The sequence below is a fragment of the Geomicrobium sp. JCM 19055 genome, assembly GCF_000698185.1.
Taxonomy (GTDB): Bacteria; Bacillota; Bacilli; order Bacillales; family Marinococcaceae; genus Geomicrobium_A; species Geomicrobium_A sediminis.
The window spans coordinates 56,976-73,278 of the sequence record NZ_BAXL01000017.1 but is presented as its reverse complement, the minus strand read 5'-3'; the positions used below and the strand labels follow the sequence as shown (position 1 = coordinate 73,278).

Genomic DNA, 16,303 nt, shown 5'->3' with positions numbered 1-16,303 from the left:
GCCTCCGCTTGCTACATCCCTGCCTACGCTTGCTACATCCCTGCATCCGCTTGCTACATCTCTGCCTCCGCTTGCTACATCTCTGCCTCCGCTTGCTACATCCCCGCCTACGCTTGCTACATCTAGTCAAGTCCATCTTTATGTGTAAATTCATTTGATTCCGGTCCAGTAACTGTTTTTGCTTTATACCACCATTTTTTTGTTATCTTAACTTCTTGCCTTTGACCTTCGGCTTCGGTAGAGGATGTCAAAGGTTTCTTCACTTTGATATTCTCTACCGGGGGCGATCGACTGGGCTTTGGAGTTCAGTTAACAAAGAACTCTATCCATTTAACGAACGATGCTTGTTATAGATCGTTTCTTGGTATTGCATCAGTACAGCACCAATTAAACGAAAGGCGGATTGGGTGTTCGGGAATACTCGAATGACTTGTTCTCGGCGACGAACCTCTTGGTTCAATCGTTCAATCCAGTTTGTGCTGCGGATGTATACACGTAAATTTTCAGGGTGCGCCATGTATTGAATCGTGTCTTCGAACCCGTCTTCAAGGATTTTCAGCGCGGCTTGATACTTGGATTGATCCGTGTACTTTGCCACAAGCTCCGCTTTGAATTGGCGCATGTCCTCAAGCGTTGCGGCATCGAAAACTCGCTTGAGGAGTTTCCAAAATTCTGCGCTATCCTTTTTTGGTGCTTTGTTCAGGATATTTCGTTTAAAGTGCACGTTGCATCGTTGCCAACTTGTGCCAATAAATGCTCGTTGAATCGCTTTTTGAAGGCCTTGGTGAGCATCCGAAATGACGAGTTTTGGTGATTGGATTCCTCGTGAAAATTTCTCTACGATGATCCTCCGTAAACCCTGCGATAATATAGACGGCTTTCGATACGACTCGTTGGTATTCACGAACTTTGATATACATGGCATCCGCAAAGATATAGGGATAGTACTTGGTGTTTAAGGGGCGCTGTGCCCAAGCCTTTACAATCGGATCAAGTTTTTCTGTCAAATTAGAGACAAACGACTTGGAGATGTTCTCGCCACATAATTGTTCGACAACATGCGTGACCTTGCGTGTTGAAACCCCATTAATGACCATCTCCAACATAGAAAGGACAAACGCCTGATCCATCCGAGCATACCTTTCAAAGATGGTTGGGGAGAAGTTGCCACTTCGCGTGCGCGGCACTTTAAGCTGGAGCTTACCGATACTTTACGTGTAGTCCCGATCATAATAGCCGTTACGATAATCGTGCCGCTCACTGGAGCGTTCATAGGGGGCAAGCTGAAGGTACTCCTCGCGCTCCATCTCCATGTATTCGTTTAAGATTAACACGATCGAAGATTTCACAACGACTTCCATATCCGAACTTAGTACAGCATCTTTTAATTCATCCATATTGAGGGTAAACTGTAATTGAGTCATTTCATTCCTCTTTCCTGTTTTGTTTTTATGGGTAAAAACAGTTTGGACAAGAAGGAATGAAATGACTCTTTTTCTATTTACACAATTATATGGACTTAATCCTACATCTCTGCATCCGCTTGCTACACCTCTGCCTACGCTTGCTACACCTCTGCCTACGCTTGCTACAATAATCCCACAGACCCAAAATGAAAAGCATCGCTCAAATGAGCGATGCTTTTCAACGACTGCTTCTATTTTAAAGTTGATCTTAAGCGAGGTGCTTTATCTCATCCCCGCCCTATAAAATAAGATCAAATACTGCCCAGCCAATTGCAGCGATGATGGCTACGAATAATGAGCCGAGCACATTTTCTTTCTTCAGCTCTTTATGTTTACTTAAATCAATGAGGGTCCATCCGACAAAAACGGCCGCACCAAAAAGAATCGCTCCCATAGTACCTCTCCCTTGGACGACTAATGAACGAGACGATTCTCGACTTCCTTTAAGATGAGAACACCGTCTCGGATGTACTTTTGATCGACATACGCATCTTTTTCCTCTGGTGCTGAAAACTGGTTATAGACAGCACTATAAGCGGTGATCCCATCGTGTTCAATTCCTGATTCATATCGATGGGCGAGCAAGAACGGTTGCCCTAATTGTACTTCGGGGTTCCCTGATCCGATTTCACCTTGGATTGCTTTATAAGGAATCCTTAAAAAAAATGATACGCTTCTCCAGAGTCGTCCATTTGATAATCGATATATCCGTGATCATAATCCCAATTGTCGCTCGTAACAAACCCTAGTGGGTGTAGTTGTTTTTCTAAGTCGTGCATGTTTAGTGTTAAATCGGTAATGGCTGATCGCAGTTCAATCATGAAGCCGCCTCCTTTTGCCATTACCCTCCCCTAAACGTAGTCCATTTCATACAAAAAAATAAGACGGGAGTTATTCCCACAGACGCTTTTCTAACGTTTGTCGTTCTAATTCGTAACCCGGCTTCCCTAACAAGGCAAACATGTTGCGTTTATAACTTTCAACACCAGGTTGATCAAACGGATTTACTCCGAGCATATAACCGCTCATCGCACATGCTTTTTCAAAAAAAGTAAATGAGCGCACCTAAATGCCTCGCATCTAAGGCATCTAATTCAATCAGACTCGTCGGCACTTGCCCATCAATGTGAGCAAGCATTGCACCTTGAACTGCTTTTTGATTGATGTCATGCAGCGATTTGCCTGCTAAATAATTTAATCCATCCAAATCAGTTGCATCGTTTGGTACGTGTAACGTCTTCGTTTGTGAACGAATATTTAAGACGGTCTCAATCATCGTTCTCTGACCCTCTTGTACGTACTGCCCGAGTGAGTGTAAGTCTGTTGTGTATTGAACCGAAGCTGGGAATAAACCTTTTCCGTCTTTTCCTTCACTTTCTCCGTACAATTGCTTCCACCACTCACTTAATTCATGAAGCTTCGGGTGAAACGTTGCTAATAATTCAATTGTTTTTCCCTTTTTATAGGACAGAGTGCGAAAGGCTGCGTATTGATAAGCCGCATTTTGCTCCAAGTCATCCACATCAAACTGTTTTTTTGCTTGTTCAGCTCCACGTAACAGCTCAAGAATATCAATCCCTGCAACAGCAATCGGCAAAAGTCCTACAGACGTAAGCACAGAATAGCGCCCGCCAACATCATCAGGTACGATAAACGTATCATAGCCTTCGGTTTCAGCTAGTTCACGTAAAGCTCCCTTTTTCGCATCGGTCGTTGCAATAATGCGCTTGGCTGCCTCTTGACCGTATCGCTCTTCCATCCAACGCTTAATAAACCGAAAGGCAATTGCAGGTTCTGTCGTCGTGCCAGATTTTGAAATGACATTCACATAAACACTACGATCTTGAAAGGCTTCAAACATGTCATCAAGGTAATCACCATCAAGGTGTTGACCCGCAAACACGACTTCAGGCCCTAAATCGCTTCGTTTAAACGTTGGTGTTAATGCAGAAATAATTGCCTTCGCACCTAAATATGAGCCCCCAATTCCGACAACAATCAGTACATCCGCATTTTCTTTGATTTCATTTGCTTTTTCTTGAACTTGTTCCCACTCATCTTGATTGAGATCAAGAGGTAAGTCGAGCCATCCTAAGTAATTTGCACCGACTCCGGTTTGATTGTGAAGTTGCTCGTGAGCGATGGATAGGCTCGGTTTAAGTTGCTCATATTCATGCGACTTAATAAAAGAATCCGCGTATATATTTGAGAATGTTATCATACGAAAACCTCCTTACTGATGTGGAAACAGTTCCCGCTTTAATCGTACATAACGAAACATCAAATTCATCACCCTATGTATGTACCTTAAGTGCGTACGATAGGAGGTGACGTTTGATGAGCGGTTTACAACGTATTGCACTCATTTTAGTGATTATCGGTGCGATTAACTGGGGTCTTATAGGATTTTTTTAGCTTTGACTTAGTGGCAGCAATTTTCGGTGGCCAATCTGCTGCTTTTGCCAGAGTAATTTATGCAATCGTAGGTCTTGCTGGTCTATATAGCTTATCAATTCTCTTCAAGCCTAGTGAAGAATTAGAGAGAAGCCCTGAGCCAGAAAGACATTAGGTATCATTAAACTTCTAAAAAAAACCCGGACTGCCGAAAAGCGAGGCGTCGTCCGGGTTTAATTTATTGGGGTTGACAGTTATTTACGTGCTCTTTTGTTGAGGTCAGCGTGGATCTCGTTAGACTGCTTTAACCAATCTTTCAGCTTGTCTTCAAGAGTGTTGAACCCTTGATTCTTGTTGTTGTTGCTGCTGAAATTCTTCGGTCCACGGTTGTTATTGTTACGTGGACGCTCGCTTCTTTGCTCAGACCCTTCAGGGGCAGGCTGAGTAGCACGAATGGATAAAGAAATCTTTCCAGAATCGCTATCAACGGACTTGACTTTAACTTTAACTTCTTCACCAACGGAAAGAACTTCGTTAATGTCTTTCACATAACCATGAGCGACTTCAGAAATGTGAACCAAGCCTTGGTTCTTCTCATCTAAGGCAACGAAAGCACCAAACGGCTTAAGACCGGTAATCTTACCTTCAACAATGCTGCCAACTTCGTATTGTGTTACAGACATTCAAACATCCCCTAATCATTTATTAACTCATAAATCATACCATAAGTTCACTAAACAGGCAAAGCGAAGTTAACGGTAAATGTTTCAAATTGCTAAATATAATTAGGAAGTAAGTCGATAAAGGGCATTTATCTAAGCAATAAAAACCAGTTGACACGTAGAAGTTTTCTGAATTACTGTTAAACGTATCATAAAAAGGAGGTTTCTTACATACATGCAGCGAGATAGTTGGGGTTCAAGAGTAGGGTTTGTATTAGCCGCAGCCGGTTCAGCGATCGGCCTCGGTACCGTTTGGCGACTACCCTACGTCGCCGGAGAGCAAGGCGGTGGACTTTTCTTTTTTATCTTTATCATTTTACTTATGACTGTCGGAGCGAGCTTACTTCTTGCTGAGTTTGTACTCGGTCGCTCTACGAAAGAAGGCGCCATTGAAGCCTACCGTAAAATTGCACCGAAAGGGCAATGGCATTTAATCGGAATTATCGGGATGGTTGCTTCCTTTCTATTATTATCATTTTATAGTGTTGTTGGAGGTTGGATTACAACATATTTTGTACGGAGCTTCACAGGGAACGTAACCAACCCTCCTAACGGCGATCACGCTGCCCTTTTTGAGCAAATTACTTCTAATCCATGGGAAGTAGGAATTGCACACCTTACGTTTATGGTGATGACCATTCTAGTCGTTCAAATGGGAATCAAGAAAGGCATTGAAAAAGCAAGCATCTATATGATGCCCGCACTTTTTGTTATCTTCTTGATCCTTATGGTCCGTTCATTAACACTCGACGGTGCATATGAAGGTGTCGTTTACTTTTTACAACCTGATTTCTCAGCTTTAACAGGAGATACATTTCTCTTTGCACTCGGGCAAGCCTTTTTCTCATTAAGCTTAGGGGTTTCAGTCATGGTTACGTACAGTTCTTACCTTGATAAAAACGCGAGCCTCCCTTCTTCGGCATGGTCCGTTGTTCTACTCAGTGTATTGATTGCGATCATGGCTGGTCTTGCGATATTCCCAGCGCTTTATGCTTTTGATATGCCACCTGATCAAGGTCCGATGCTCATTTTTAGCGTCATACCTGCTGTTTTCGGTCAGCTTGCATTTGGGGAAGTATTCTTCTTTCTATTTATGCTCTTAATGCTATTTGCAACGTTAACCTCAGCATTCTCACTGATTGAAATTATCGTAACTCCTTTAATTCGCGGCAAAGAGTATTTGAGAAAACGAATGACTTGGATCGTCGGCTTGCTAATCTTTGCAATGGGAATTCCGTCGAACTTGTCATACAGTTTACTTTCGGAAACTTATTTCTTCGGCATGATTTTCTTTGATGCGGTCGACTATTTAGTCAGTAACATTTTACTCCCACTCGGAGCTTTACTCATCTCGCTATTCGTTGCATACAAGATGAAAAAACGAGATCTGAAAGACGAATTACTGCGTGGAAGCAATTTCGGAGATGGTTTCTTCTCCATTTGGTTACTCATGATTCGTTTTATAACGCCTCTATGTATCATTGTCGTTTTCTTCTATTTGATTTTCGGATAACAACACAAAACCAACCCGCTTCTTTACGAAGTCGGGTTGGTTTTTGTATGGCGTTTAACGAAACGCTCGATTCGTTCTACGGCTGTTTGCAATTGCTTCATGCCTGTGGCATATGAACAACGTACATGTCCTTCGCCACCTTCACCAAATACGGATCCAGGTACGACGGCTACTTTTTCTTCAAGTAGTAGTTTCTCTGCAAAGGTTTGATCATCCATTCCCGTCGCTTCGATCGATGGAAATGCATAAAATGAACCACCAGGCATATGACACAATAAACCAATTTCATTTAGGGAGTTTACGATGTAATTCCGGCGACTATAATAACTTTCCACCATCTTCTTCAGTTCATCTCCGCCACTTCGAAGTGCTTCTAACGCACCGTGTTGTGCTTGGGTTGGTGCACACATGAGTGAATATTGATGGATTTTCAGCATCGCTTCAGTAATGTCGTTCGGTGCGCATACAAAACCAAGTCTCCAGCCTGTCATCGCAAATGCTTTAGAAAAACCGTTAATTAATATCGTACGATCTTTCATATCTTTAATAGATGAAAATGCTGTGTGGGGCTCATCGTAACTTAACTCAGCGTAAATTTCATCTGAAAAAAACGAGCAGGTCATGCTTTTGAATGACATGTGCCACTGCCTCTAATTCTGCTTTCGTCATTACTGCACCTGTCGGGTTGTTCGGGAACGAAAGAATGATCGCACGACTTCGTTCTGTAATCGCCTCTTCAAGTCGCTCAGCGGTTAACTTGAAGTTCGTCGATGAATCTGTGAGCACCGGAACTGGTGTTGCTCCTGCCAGTGTAATCAACGGGCTATATGACACGAATGACGGTGTGACGACGAGCACTTCATCTCCTGGGTCGACCGTAGCTCGCACTGCTAAATCAATCGCCTCACTTGCACCGACCGTAACGATAATCTCTTCTTCAGGTCGATACGTAACGTCGAAAGCATCTTCCATATAATCAGATATCGCCATTCTAAGCTCTAACAATCCCGCATTTGCAGTATAAGCTGTGTAGCCTTGCTCAAGGGAAGTCATGCATGCTTCTCGCACGTTCCACGGAGTAACGAAATCAGGTTCTCCGACACCTAATGAGATGCAATCTTCCATCGTTGATGCCAGTTCGAAGAACTTTCGAATTCCAGAAGGCTCAATGCTTGTAACAGCTTTGGATAATCTGTGATTCGTTTTTTTTGCGGTCATACTCATGGTGAAACCACCATTCGACGATCCTTCTCACCTTCACCAAAGACGATGCCGTCATGCTTGTACTTTTTCAAACGGAAGTGTGTCGTTGTTGATAACACAGCATCTAATGTCGATAATTTATCTGAGACAAAGCGTGCTACGCCTTCCATCGTCTGGCCTTCAACCATTACGGATAAATCATACGTTCCTGACATCAAATAGAGCGCACTCACTTCCGGGAAGCGTTGAATTCGATTAGCCACTTCATCAAAGCCAACGCCACGTTGTGGCGTAACTTTTACGTCGATCATGGCAGCGACTTGGCTTTCTTGCTCAACTTTGTTCCAGTTAATAACAGCAGCATAACTTAAAATGACATGTTCATCTTCTAGACGTTTAATCGTTTGAATAACCGTTTCTTCGTCTTCATCGAGCATTTTTGCTAAGACTTCAGTATCAATTCTTCCATTTTGTTCGAGAATACGAAGGAGTCTCGTTTCTTGCTCTTTACTCATTTATAGGTCCCCTTATATACTGAGGTTAGTTTTCGCATACAATCGTATCTTATCATAGTTATCCCATTTTATGTTTGGAGGAAATTATGAAACATTCATCGCCAAGAATGGCTATGCTAATTATTGATATGATCAATGATTTTTCATTTGAAGATGGTCAAGACCTTCTTGCAAGCGCTTCAGAGTTACCCAACAAAATTTCTATACTAAAAAAACAATTAAAAGCCCATAATGTCCCGATTATTTATGTAAATGACAACTACGGTAGATGGCAAAGCGACTTTAAAGACTTATATTCACATTGCTTGCAACAACAGGGAAATGTTCGAAAATTTAATGAAAAGATAAAACCCGAAGACGACGATTATTTTGTACTCAAACCGCAATTCTCCGGGTTCTACGCAACGCCGCTCGACATTTTACTCCGTCAACTCGACGTTCAGACATTATTAATTTGTGGAATGCTGGAAATATGTGTGTACATTTCACTGCGAATGATGCGTACATGAGAAAGTTCAAGTTAATCGTTCCATCTGACTTGTCGGCATCGCTTACGAAAGAAGAAAATGACCAAGCGATATCGATAATGAATACGGTACTAAGAGCAACTACAACACCATCAGATCAACTCGTAATCAATTCCATGTTAAAAGAAGCAGACGACTATTATGAACGGACCATTTAAAACAAGCCAGAAATCACGCCTTTTTCATCAACATCGATGTTCTCAGCTGCTGGCTTTTTCGGTAAGCCTGGCATCGTAAGAATCGCGCCTGTGACGACAACGATAAAACGTGAACCGCTATTGAGCTTCACATCTCGAACTTGAACCGTGAATGCTTCAGGCGTGCTTCCAAGGTTAATGTCGTCGCTAAATGAATATTGTGTTTTTGCGATACAGACCGGTAACTGAATGTATCCTAATTGCTCATACTCGCGGAGTTTCGTTTTTGCTTTCTTTGAGAGCTGAATGCCACTTCCACGATATACAGTTGTTACGACGGCTTTCACTTTTTCTTCTAAGCTTTCATCGTCATTGTAAGTGAATGTAACCGTAGACTCTTGTTCCTCGCTGAGATTGACAACCGCTTTAGCAAGATTAATTACGCCTTTTCCACCATCACGCCAACCGGTCGAACGAATGGCTTGTATGCCAGCTTGTTCACATAATGACTGCACGAGCGCAAGCTCTTCTTCTGTATCGGTTGGAAATTGGTTGATGGAGACAACCGTTGGGATCCTATACACTTCCTGCATATTGTTGAAATGGCGCTTTAGGTTTGCAATGCCTTTTTCTATTGCACCGAGATTCTCTTCTGCCAAATCTTCCTTTTTGACACCTCCGTGCATCTTTAATGCTCGAACGGTTGCAACGAGTACACCTGCAGATGGACGAAGCCCTGATTGTCTACATTTAATGTTCACGAACTTCTCAGCACCAAGGTCCGCACCAAAACCTGCTTCAGTAACGGCATAATCACCAAGCTTTAACGCAGCTTTTGTAGCGATAACAGAGTTGCAACCGTGGGCAATGTTTGCAAATGGACCGCCATGAATAATGACGGGGTTGTTTTCAAGTGTTTGCACGAGGTTAGGATTAAACGCGTCTTTTAGAATCGTAGCAAGTGCGCCTTCTGCTTTCAGATCACCTGCAGTGACGGCTTTCTTTTCATATGTAAATCCAATGACGATTTCTTGTAAACGTTTCTTCAAATCGCCTCGATCACTTGCAAGGCATAATATTGCCATAATTTCAGAAGCTACGGTTATGTCAAATCCATCTTCTCTAGGCACACCGTTCGTACTCCCTTGTAAACCACTTACGATGTTTCGAAGTTGACGGTCATTCATATCTAAGCAACGCTTCCAAGTAATCGTTTTAGGATCAATGCTTAGTTCATTGCCTTGATAAATATGATTGTCAATTAATGCTGCTAACAAATTGTTCGCTGCCCCAATTGCGTGCATATCTCCTGTAAAATGTAAGTTTATTTCTTCCATAGGCACTGCCTGCGAGTGTCCTCCACCAGCGGCTCCACCTTTCATTCCAAACACTGGACCTAAAGATGGCTCACGTAATGCGATAACAGCCTTCTTACCGAGTTGATTTAAAGCATCTCCCAATCCAACCGTTGTTGTCGTTTTTCCTTCACCAGCTGGGGTTGGTGTGATTGCACTGACGAGGATTAGCTTTCCGTCTTGATCATCATTAGAAGGGTCGATAACATCATCTGCTAATTTCGCTTTATACTTTCCATACAGCTCAAGTTGTTCTGATTGAATCGTTAAACGATTTGCCACTTCCTCAATTGGTAACATGTTCGCTCGTTGTGCAATTTCTATGTCAGTATTCGCCATATGATTACCCCTTTTTGATCTATTCCGTCATAAGTATACATGAAGTACAGAGCACTCTGAAAGCTCTAAAAACAAACAATTTACAAAAGAAAAAAACGAGCCAACTTGGCTCGCCCTTTAAAAGACTTGTTCTAACTCTTTTTTTTGTCTTGCTTTAGCCAATACGTCATCCACGTCTTAGCAACGTCAAGATCGTGTAATTTTGCCTGGCCACATTCTAACTCAGTCGCTGCAGGCACATAGTCATATTGAAGTCCTCTCGTCATTGTTTTCTCTAAGATGTCGATAATCTCTGTGACTTGTGCAGGACCGTCAACGATTAAATAAAACCCTGTCTGACAACCCATCGGTGACAAGTCAATAATCTCAATATGATCGTACGCTTCCGTATATTCACGAATATGAATCGCAAGCAAATGCTCTAGTGTATGAATTTCAGGTGGATTTAGATTCGTTACATTCGGTTGTGCAAAACGAATATCGAACTTATGAACAATGCCATCTGTACCAATATGCTGAACACCAGCTTGCCTTACGTATGGCGCCTTTACTTTTGTATGATCTAATTCAAAGCTTTCGACTCTAGAAGCCATTACTCATCACTCCAATCATCAATTACACTTAGTTTACGACACGGACAAAACATTTGGCAATCATTCAATCTTGCATCATTCCAGAGTGCTTTACGACTATTTAGCCGCTAACCTCACCTTCATTTCTTCGAATTGTTGAGACAAGTTGGCTTCTTGATCCTTTCACTCATCTCCTCTTCTGCTAAACTGATTTTAAGACCAACCGCTCCCATCGTTGAACCTAACACTTGCGCCCAAGCGCCGAATAGATCTAGCGTATCGCCATCTCCGTCTTCACCACGTAAATTTTTGGCACCTGCAAATACGTGTAACACGTTGCCTATGACTTCGATTGTAAGGCCATAGAATTCAAGAATTTCTGCTTTAGATTTCTCAAGTGGAAGCAAATCCGGCAAGATGATGCTGCCACCAAGTGCTTGAATCGCATTTCCTTGCATATCAAATCTAGTCATTTGCTCATCATCAATATCGCGAAGTAAGCCTTGTAAGATCGTTAAATTTCCAATTGCAAATAAACCCGTTCCTAACTTCTCTAGATTGTAATCCTCGATGAGTTCATAAATTATCGTATCGCCCGCTGCTTGTAATGCAACACCAACCGTCTCCAATGATTCACGCTGTTCATCAGTTAACGGGAACTTCGGTGTAACCGATGCGGCTTCAAAGACCGTCCCGGTCACAATCATCCATGCGGCAAATACCTCAAGTCTAGACATGGATTAAGGCTCTCCTTTTTACAGTCATTCGCTACAGTAGCCTATGCATAGAACGCGAATATGTAACAATGAGCCTTATCGGAACGCTTCATTATCCATGAGGACGTTTCGACATAGCGTAACCTCATCCGTAATCACGCCATCAATGTTCTTTTTCAAGCTTTTTTGTATAGTCGAACGGTTGTTGACTGTCCAAACCCAAAGCATGGACCCTTGGTTTTCAACGAGAGTCACCAGTTCGTCGGTAAGTAAGGAATAGTGAACACACACGACATCAACGTGAGTGAGTCGCAAACGTCTTTTTTGGAAGCGATTGCGTTTTCCGATAATCACACCGGTTTGAATAATTGGATTCATACGTTGGATCATTCGAATAGCATCTAAGTCAAATGACGTAACGATGATTTCATGACTCATGTCGCTTTGATTTACAAGTTTAATAAGCTCTGCTTCGAGCTGTTGTTCTTTCAACTCTAAGTTGAGGCGAATTCTTCCTTTGCACAGGTGCAACACTTCTTCTAACTTTGGCACCCCTCGTTTTTTCAATGCAGCATACGTTAAATACTTCACTTTCTTCCCTTGAATCGTTTCATCGTGAACACAGACGATTTGTCCATCCACCGTTTTTCGAAGATCCGTTTCAATGTAATCGGCACCTAACATAATGGCACGTTCAAACGCTGGGAGTGTGTTTTCTTGGATGATTGAACCTTTCGTACTTCCACGGTGGGCAACTACTTTAACCGTCGTTTCAACCAACTGAATCACTCCCTTACCTGTTCCTTATAGCATACGTTAGAAATTCTTAATCAAGAAGAGCATTTCAATGAAATGGCTAGATTATTCTAGCATTTTTCACATAGGAGCACGAACAGCGTCTTTGACTCACTTTATCAGAGTGATGTATTATTTAGATAAGCGAAATAAATTGAACACTCACCAACACTCTGTAAATCAGAGTGCATCTTCACGTGTCTTGATCTTCTTCTATCCCTTCATGTCATGTTCTTACTTCTCTTTTACACGTTTGACTTCAATCATAAACGAAGGTGATTATCATCAAAGTTAAAAAACGTAACTTGACTATTATGTGGTTTGCGAACCTATTCGTCGGAGCAAGTATGACAATGGTTTTGCCGTTCTTATCACTGTATATCGACTCTTTTGGTGGCTACACACCAGCTGAAGTACAGCGATGGGCCGGGCTGACCTTTGGTGTTTCCTTTTTAGTTGCCTTTCTCGTTTCTCCATTATGGGTAGAATTGGAGATCGCTTTGGCAGGAAGAAAATATTGATTGGCACTGGCTTTGGGATCGCAATTAGTGTGTTTTTAATGGGGTATGTCCAATCCGCTGAATCACTGTTTGTATTACGGGCATTTATGGGACTTGCGACAGGCTTTATCCCTGCATCGATGGCATTAATCTCCGCTCAAAGTGATAAACGCACGGCTGGTGAAACACTCGGTACCCTTCAAACCGGTACGGTATCTGGTGGTTTACTCGGACCACTGATGGGTGGAATGATTGCGGATACAGTTGGGATGCAATTAACGTTTTTAATTACCTCAAGTGTGCTCGTACTTGCAACAATACTCGTCATTGTCGGTGTCAAAGAAGTCATCTACGAAGAAAAAGGTGAAAAGCGCAGACGCTATCACTGGAAAGAAGTGCTTCAACATATTGGAGCCAAGCCTGTTCTCATTATGGTTATGGTCGTTGCAATGCTAATACAACTCGTCAACTTTAGCGTCCAGCCATTGCTTGCATTGTACGTGGATAGTCTGACACAAACGGAGAATCTCGCGTTTTTAGCTGGACTTGCATTTTCTGTTACAGGGCTTGGGAACTTAGTGGCCACGAGAAAATGGGGGCAGATCGGGGACAGAATCGGTCATGAGAAAATCATGCTCGTGCTGCTATTGTTGTCAGGATTATTCTTCATACCTCAAGCCTTTGTTACTGAACTATGGCATTTAATACTACTTCGTTTCTTATTCGGGATTGCAGTCGGTGGATTAATTCCATGTACGACCGCTTACATTCGTCAAGTCTGTCCCATCTCGATGCAAGGCGAAGTACTCGGTTACAACCAAAGCTTCCGCTTTCTCGGAAATGTCATCGGTCCTGTTTCGGGTGGTTTTATTGCCGGGACGTTAGGCATTCCAATGGTGTTCATTATTACAGGAGGGCTATTCTTCGTAGCAGCAATTTGTTTGAAGCTCGTACTCTCTCATGAAAATAGTGATAACAAACAGCCAAAATCATCACGACAAGAGAAAACAGTCTAATCCAATAACCGCTGCAAGGTCGAGTTACACGCTCACCTTATAGCGGTTATTTTTGTTCGCGTCTATATCGTTAACCAATTATAAATTTAAGTTGACAATAGAAAGTCGACACGCTATAGTTCAAACCATACATAACTAGAGGAGATGGAACTGTGAGAACTTTCGACCTAATCATTATTGCTATGTTCGTTGCACTGATGGCTGTTGCATCTAATATTACGAGTTTCTTTCCATTTCTTGTTATCTTCGGAGTACCGGTGACCTTTCAAACATTTATGGCGATTTTAACTGGAGCTGTACTCGGTAGTAAACGAGGCGCTTGGGCGATGACGGTTTATGCTCTTGTTGGTTTACTCGGCGCGCTGTATTTACACAGTTCCATGGTGGACCAGGGATGTTTGTTCGCCCAACCTTTGGTTTCATTCTGTCTTTTATCGTTGTTGCTTTTGTCGTCGGAAAGATCATTGAACGAAAAGCTGAACCGACGATCAAACGTATGTTGTTGCTAGCTTTGTCGGACTTTTGGCGAACTACTTGATCGGCACCAACTGGATGTATGGCATTTATATGCTCGGTTTTGGTGCTCCTGATGAATTCTCTTACGGACTTGTGTGGCTTTGGATGGTGCTGCCTTTCATCAAAGACGTCATCTTAACAGTTATGGCTGCGATCATCGCGCATCAACTGCCACAACTTGTAAAACGACCGCTATCCTCACAATTTTCTTAACGATTCATGATCAATACTTCTTTCTCATGTGTAGGACCTTACGGACTGTGTTATAATATGTAAATGTTCGTATACGGGGTTTTCTTCGATTCGAAGAACGTCCACGCTTTTAGATGAGAAAGGACGTTGAGCTTCATGGAAATCATTTATAATTATCCGCTCTGGATGCAATCTCAGCCATTATCGTTGCACAGCTTGTCAAAGTCCCAATTGCCTTTATCGCAACGAGAAAAGTGGATTTTTCTTTAATAACAAGCACTGGGGGCATGCCTAGCTCCCATTCAGCCGCTGTCACCGCCCTTGCAACGACGATCGGCCTTGAATACGGTTTTAATTCAACATTCTTTGCACTTTCTGCAATGTTCGCCATCATTGTTATGTATGATGCTACTGGAGTACGTAGACACGCAGGATACCATGCTACGATGTTAAATCAACTAATGAATGATTTTAACAAGTTCATGCATGAAGCGAAGAATTGGCAGCATAAAGAAGAAGTTGAGAAACGCGAAGAATTGAAAGAACTGCTTGGTCATAAGCCAATTGAGGTTTTTTTCGGAGCACTACTCGGAATCTTGCTCGCAATCTTCGTCTACAACTTCTTAGAACCTACTTTATTCTAAGACAAAAGCCAAAAGCCAGTACCTACTTCATTGTAGGCACTGGCTTTTTATTCATTACACAGGTGGAGTAAAGCCTTCAACGGCTCGGTTTTCTTGGAAAGCTCTAAATTCATCTTCACTCAGTTGGCCATTTCCTTCTTGCATAATATAGACATCTACTTCTTTCTTCCCCCACTCAGCAAATACCTCTTCAACAGTGTCATAATACAAATCAATAATTTCTCCTTGAATCGCTGATCCAGTATCGGCAACAACGCCGTATCCGTATCCTGGAATAAACAACACCGTTCCAATTGGAAACACATCAGGGTCTGCTGCGATCGTTGAATAGACGTCTCTTGAAACCGGCACACCGGAATATGTAAGACCATATGCAGGATGACCAGGTTCTTTACCCGTCGATTCCATACCCGCAGTATAGCCTGTTGCCATGACACGTCGCGTCGGAAATGCATCAAAATTTGCAAATTCTTCGATCTGGGCAACCGCTTCTCTTACGGATGCATTTTCTTTAATCAGTAATCCTTCCGACGATGCTTCTTGTATCACTTGTTCGTGAATTTGCGTATCTAACGTATTCGACTCATACCAATCATTATGCGTTAACCCTGTAAGCTGATTGTACGTTACATAAAGGGCAGCGCTTACGAGTAGTGCGAGAAGTATTCGTCGCAAAACGGTAGTCGTCAAGTGCATGCTGTCACCTTCTTTCACTTACGACAGCATGCCCAATTCAAGACGCGCTTATGCACGTATCAAAAAAAGCACTGCCAACTGGCAATGCTTTATACTTCCACGATGTATGTTTTTAAAACATCTGATAACCACGAACTCGTAACATGCGAATCGCAACCCCTGCAATAATTGCACCGATAAAACCGGATGCCAAAATAACGATATCCGCAATTCTAAGTGCAGCAAACTCGGCTGGAATAGCTGAGAAGGATTGAATTGGGTTTGTGAAGTATTGCGTAAACGTCGCCGAATTCACAATCCATACGACGATGATCGGATACAAAACCGCCATCATCCACGTTGAACGAAGTACCATATTTAAAAGAAAACCAATACCAAAAAAACAAAATTAAAAACAACATCATGGAAATGACTAACTGCGGCAAACTCGTAATTCCCATGCCGCTCACCTCCATATCACATTAAGTTTACAAAAGGCGAACACC

The 16,303-nt window shown here is 42.4% G+C and carries 13 protein-coding genes and 8 pseudogenes; 7 read left to right on the top strand and 14 right to left on the bottom strand.

Annotated features, from left to right (window positions below; all coding sequences use genetic code 11):
* Positions 1-322: 322 nt before the first annotated feature.
* The 5 genes and pseudogenes from JCM19055_RS15325 to JCM19055_RS15315 all read right to left on the bottom strand — a co-directional run bounded on the left by JCM19055_RS15325 (position 323) and on the right by JCM19055_RS15315 (position 3,687).
* A pseudogene (locus JCM19055_RS15325) lies at positions 323-1,424 on the bottom strand (transposase).
* A gap of 280 nt (positions 1,425-1,704) precedes the next feature.
* Positions 1,705-1,860 (bottom strand): hypothetical protein, encoded by a 156-nt coding sequence (locus JCM19055_RS27515; protein WP_169965845.1) that lies wholly within the window; start codon positions 1,858-1,860, stop codon positions 1,705-1,707.
* Between the two features lie 20 nt (positions 1,861-1,880).
* A complete protein-coding gene (locus tag JCM19055_RS25685) occupies positions 1,881-2,093 on the bottom strand; it encodes a YugN-like family protein (RefSeq protein ID WP_265182233.1) in 213 nt (70 codons plus the stop codon).
* A 29-nt stretch (positions 2,094-2,122) separates the two neighbouring features.
* A complete protein-coding gene (locus JCM19055_RS24295; RefSeq protein WP_193745460.1) occupies positions 2,123-2,287 on the bottom strand; it encodes a YugN family protein in 165 nt (54 codons plus the stop codon).
* Between the two features lie 70 nt (positions 2,288-2,357).
* Positions 2,358-3,687 (bottom strand): annotated as a pseudogene (locus JCM19055_RS15315) (glucose-6-phosphate isomerase).
* A 116-nt stretch (positions 3,688-3,803) separates the two neighbouring features.
* Between JCM19055_RS15315 and JCM19055_RS15310 the strand changes: the two are divergent.
* Positions 3,804-4,035, top strand: a pseudogene (locus JCM19055_RS15310) (DUF378 domain-containing protein).
* 79 nt (positions 4,036-4,114) lie between these two features.
* On the opposite strand, the gene yugI reads toward JCM19055_RS15310, so the two are convergent.
* A complete protein-coding gene (yugI, locus tag JCM19055_RS15305) occupies positions 4,115-4,543 on the bottom strand; it encodes a S1 domain-containing post-transcriptional regulator GSP13 (RefSeq protein ID WP_042360334.1) in 429 nt (142 codons plus the stop codon).
* Between the two features lie 214 nt (positions 4,544-4,757).
* Between yugI and JCM19055_RS15300 the strand changes: the two genes are divergently transcribed.
* A complete protein-coding gene (locus JCM19055_RS15300; protein ID WP_042360333.1) occupies positions 4,758-6,095 on the top strand; it encodes a sodium-dependent transporter in 1,338 nt (445 codons plus the stop codon).
* Positions 6,096-6,118: 23 nt separating this feature from the next.
* Here JCM19055_RS15300 and JCM19055_RS15295 read toward each other — a convergent pair.
* Positions 6,119-7,313: pseudogene (locus tag JCM19055_RS15295) on the bottom strand (aminotransferase).
* 2 nt (positions 7,314-7,315) lie between these two features.
* On the bottom strand, positions 7,316-7,813 hold the full coding sequence (locus tag JCM19055_RS15290; RefSeq protein ID WP_042360332.1) for an Lrp/AsnC family transcriptional regulator: 498 nt from the start codon (positions 7,811-7,813) through the stop codon (positions 7,316-7,318).
* Between the two features lie 86 nt (positions 7,814-7,899).
* Between JCM19055_RS15290 and JCM19055_RS15285 the strand changes: the two genes are divergently transcribed.
* The gene (locus JCM19055_RS15285) at positions 7,900-8,322 is read left to right on the top strand and encodes an isochorismatase family cysteine hydrolase (protein ID WP_265182227.1); all 423 of its coding nucleotides are present in this window, start codon (positions 7,900-7,902) and stop codon (positions 8,320-8,322) included.
* On the top strand, positions 8,319-8,498 hold the full coding sequence (locus tag JCM19055_RS30010) for a hypothetical protein (protein WP_265182226.1): 180 nt from the start codon (positions 8,319-8,321) through the stop codon (positions 8,496-8,498). Before JCM19055_RS15285 ends, JCM19055_RS30010 begins: the two co-directional genes overlap by 4 nt.
* Here JCM19055_RS30010 and JCM19055_RS15280 read toward each other — a convergent pair.
* From JCM19055_RS15280 to JCM19055_RS15265, 4 genes are all read right to left on the bottom strand, one after another.
* Positions 8,495-10,171, bottom strand: coding sequence for a formate--tetrahydrofolate ligase (locus tag JCM19055_RS15280; protein ID WP_042360331.1), 1,677 nt, complete (start codon positions 10,169-10,171; stop codon positions 8,495-8,497). The two genes, JCM19055_RS30010 and JCM19055_RS15280, sit on opposite strands and share 4 nt — an antisense overlap.
* Before the next feature lie 131 nt (positions 10,172-10,302).
* Entirely contained in the window at positions 10,303-10,764 is a 462-nt protein-coding gene (locus JCM19055_RS15275; RefSeq protein WP_042360330.1) for an S-ribosylhomocysteine lyase, read from the bottom strand.
* Between the two features lie 119 nt (positions 10,765-10,883).
* Positions 10,884-11,480 carry a hypothetical protein gene (locus JCM19055_RS15270; protein WP_042360329.1) on the bottom strand — a complete coding sequence of 199 codons (597 nt, stop codon included), beginning with the start codon at positions 11,478-11,480 and terminating at the stop codon, positions 10,884-10,886.
* 75 nt (positions 11,481-11,555) lie between these two features.
* Complete coding sequence (locus tag JCM19055_RS15265) at positions 11,556-12,239, bottom strand: glycerophosphodiester phosphodiesterase (RefSeq protein WP_042360328.1); 684 nt, start codon at positions 12,237-12,239, stop codon at positions 11,556-11,558.
* 329 nt (positions 12,240-12,568) lie between these two features.
* On the opposite strand from JCM19055_RS15265, the pseudogene JCM19055_RS15260 reads away from it, so the two are divergent.
* The 3 pseudogenes from JCM19055_RS15260 (at position 12,569) to JCM19055_RS15250 (ending at position 15,122) form a co-directional block, all read left to right on the top strand.
* Positions 12,569-13,770: pseudogene (locus JCM19055_RS15260) on the top strand (MFS transporter).
* Between the two features lie 182 nt (positions 13,771-13,952).
* Positions 13,953-14,499: pseudogene (locus JCM19055_RS15255) on the top strand (biotin transporter BioY).
* Positions 14,500-14,634: 135 nt separating this feature from the next.
* Positions 14,635-15,122 (top strand): annotated as a pseudogene (locus JCM19055_RS15250) (divergent PAP2 family protein).
* A gap of 54 nt (positions 15,123-15,176) precedes the next feature.
* On the opposite strand, the gene JCM19055_RS15245 reads toward JCM19055_RS15250, so the two are convergent.
* On the bottom strand, positions 15,177-15,818 hold the full coding sequence (locus tag JCM19055_RS15245) for a 3D domain-containing protein (RefSeq protein ID WP_042360327.1): 642 nt from the start codon (positions 15,816-15,818) through the stop codon (positions 15,177-15,179).
* Positions 15,819-15,930: 112 nt separating this feature from the next.
* Positions 15,931-16,258, bottom strand: a pseudogene (locus tag JCM19055_RS15240) (YuiB family protein).
* Positions 16,259-16,303: the final 45 nt, after the last annotated feature.

Coding starts and splice junctions, on each gene's coding strand:
- JCM19055_RS15290 (WP_042360332.1), bottom strand. CDS start 7,813: ATGAGTAAAGAGCAAGAAACGAGACTCCTTCGTATTCTCGAACAAAAT.
- JCM19055_RS15270 (WP_042360329.1), bottom strand. CDS start 11,480: ATGTCTAGACTTGAGGTATTTGCCGCATGGATGATTGTGACCGGGACG.
- JCM19055_RS30010 (WP_265182226.1), top strand. CDS start 8,319: ATGAGAAAGTTCAAGTTAATCGTTCCATCTGACTTGTCGGCATCGCTT.
- JCM19055_RS15275 (WP_042360330.1), bottom strand. CDS start 10,764: ATGGCTTCTAGAGTCGAAAGCTTTGAATTAGATCATACAAAAGTAAAG.
- JCM19055_RS15245 (WP_042360327.1), bottom strand. CDS start 15,818: ATGCACTTGACGACTACCGTTTTGCGACGAATACTTCTCGCACTACTC.
- JCM19055_RS15285 (WP_265182227.1), top strand. CDS start 7,900: ATGAAACATTCATCGCCAAGAATGGCTATGCTAATTATTGATATGATC.
- JCM19055_RS15280 (WP_042360331.1), bottom strand. CDS start 10,171: ATGGCGAATACTGACATAGAAATTGCACAACGAGCGAACATGTTACCA.
- yugI (WP_042360334.1), bottom strand. CDS start 4,543: ATGTCTGTAACACAATACGAAGTTGGCAGCATTGTTGAAGGTAAGATT.
- JCM19055_RS27515 (WP_169965845.1), bottom strand. CDS start 1,860: ATGGGAGCGATTCTTTTTGGTGCGGCCGTTTTTGTCGGATGGACCCTC.
- JCM19055_RS15300 (WP_042360333.1), top strand. CDS start 4,758: ATGCAGCGAGATAGTTGGGGTTCAAGAGTAGGGTTTGTATTAGCCGCA.
- JCM19055_RS24295 (WP_193745460.1), bottom strand. CDS start 2,287: ATGATTGAACTGCGATCAGCCATTACCGATTTAACACTAAACATGCAC.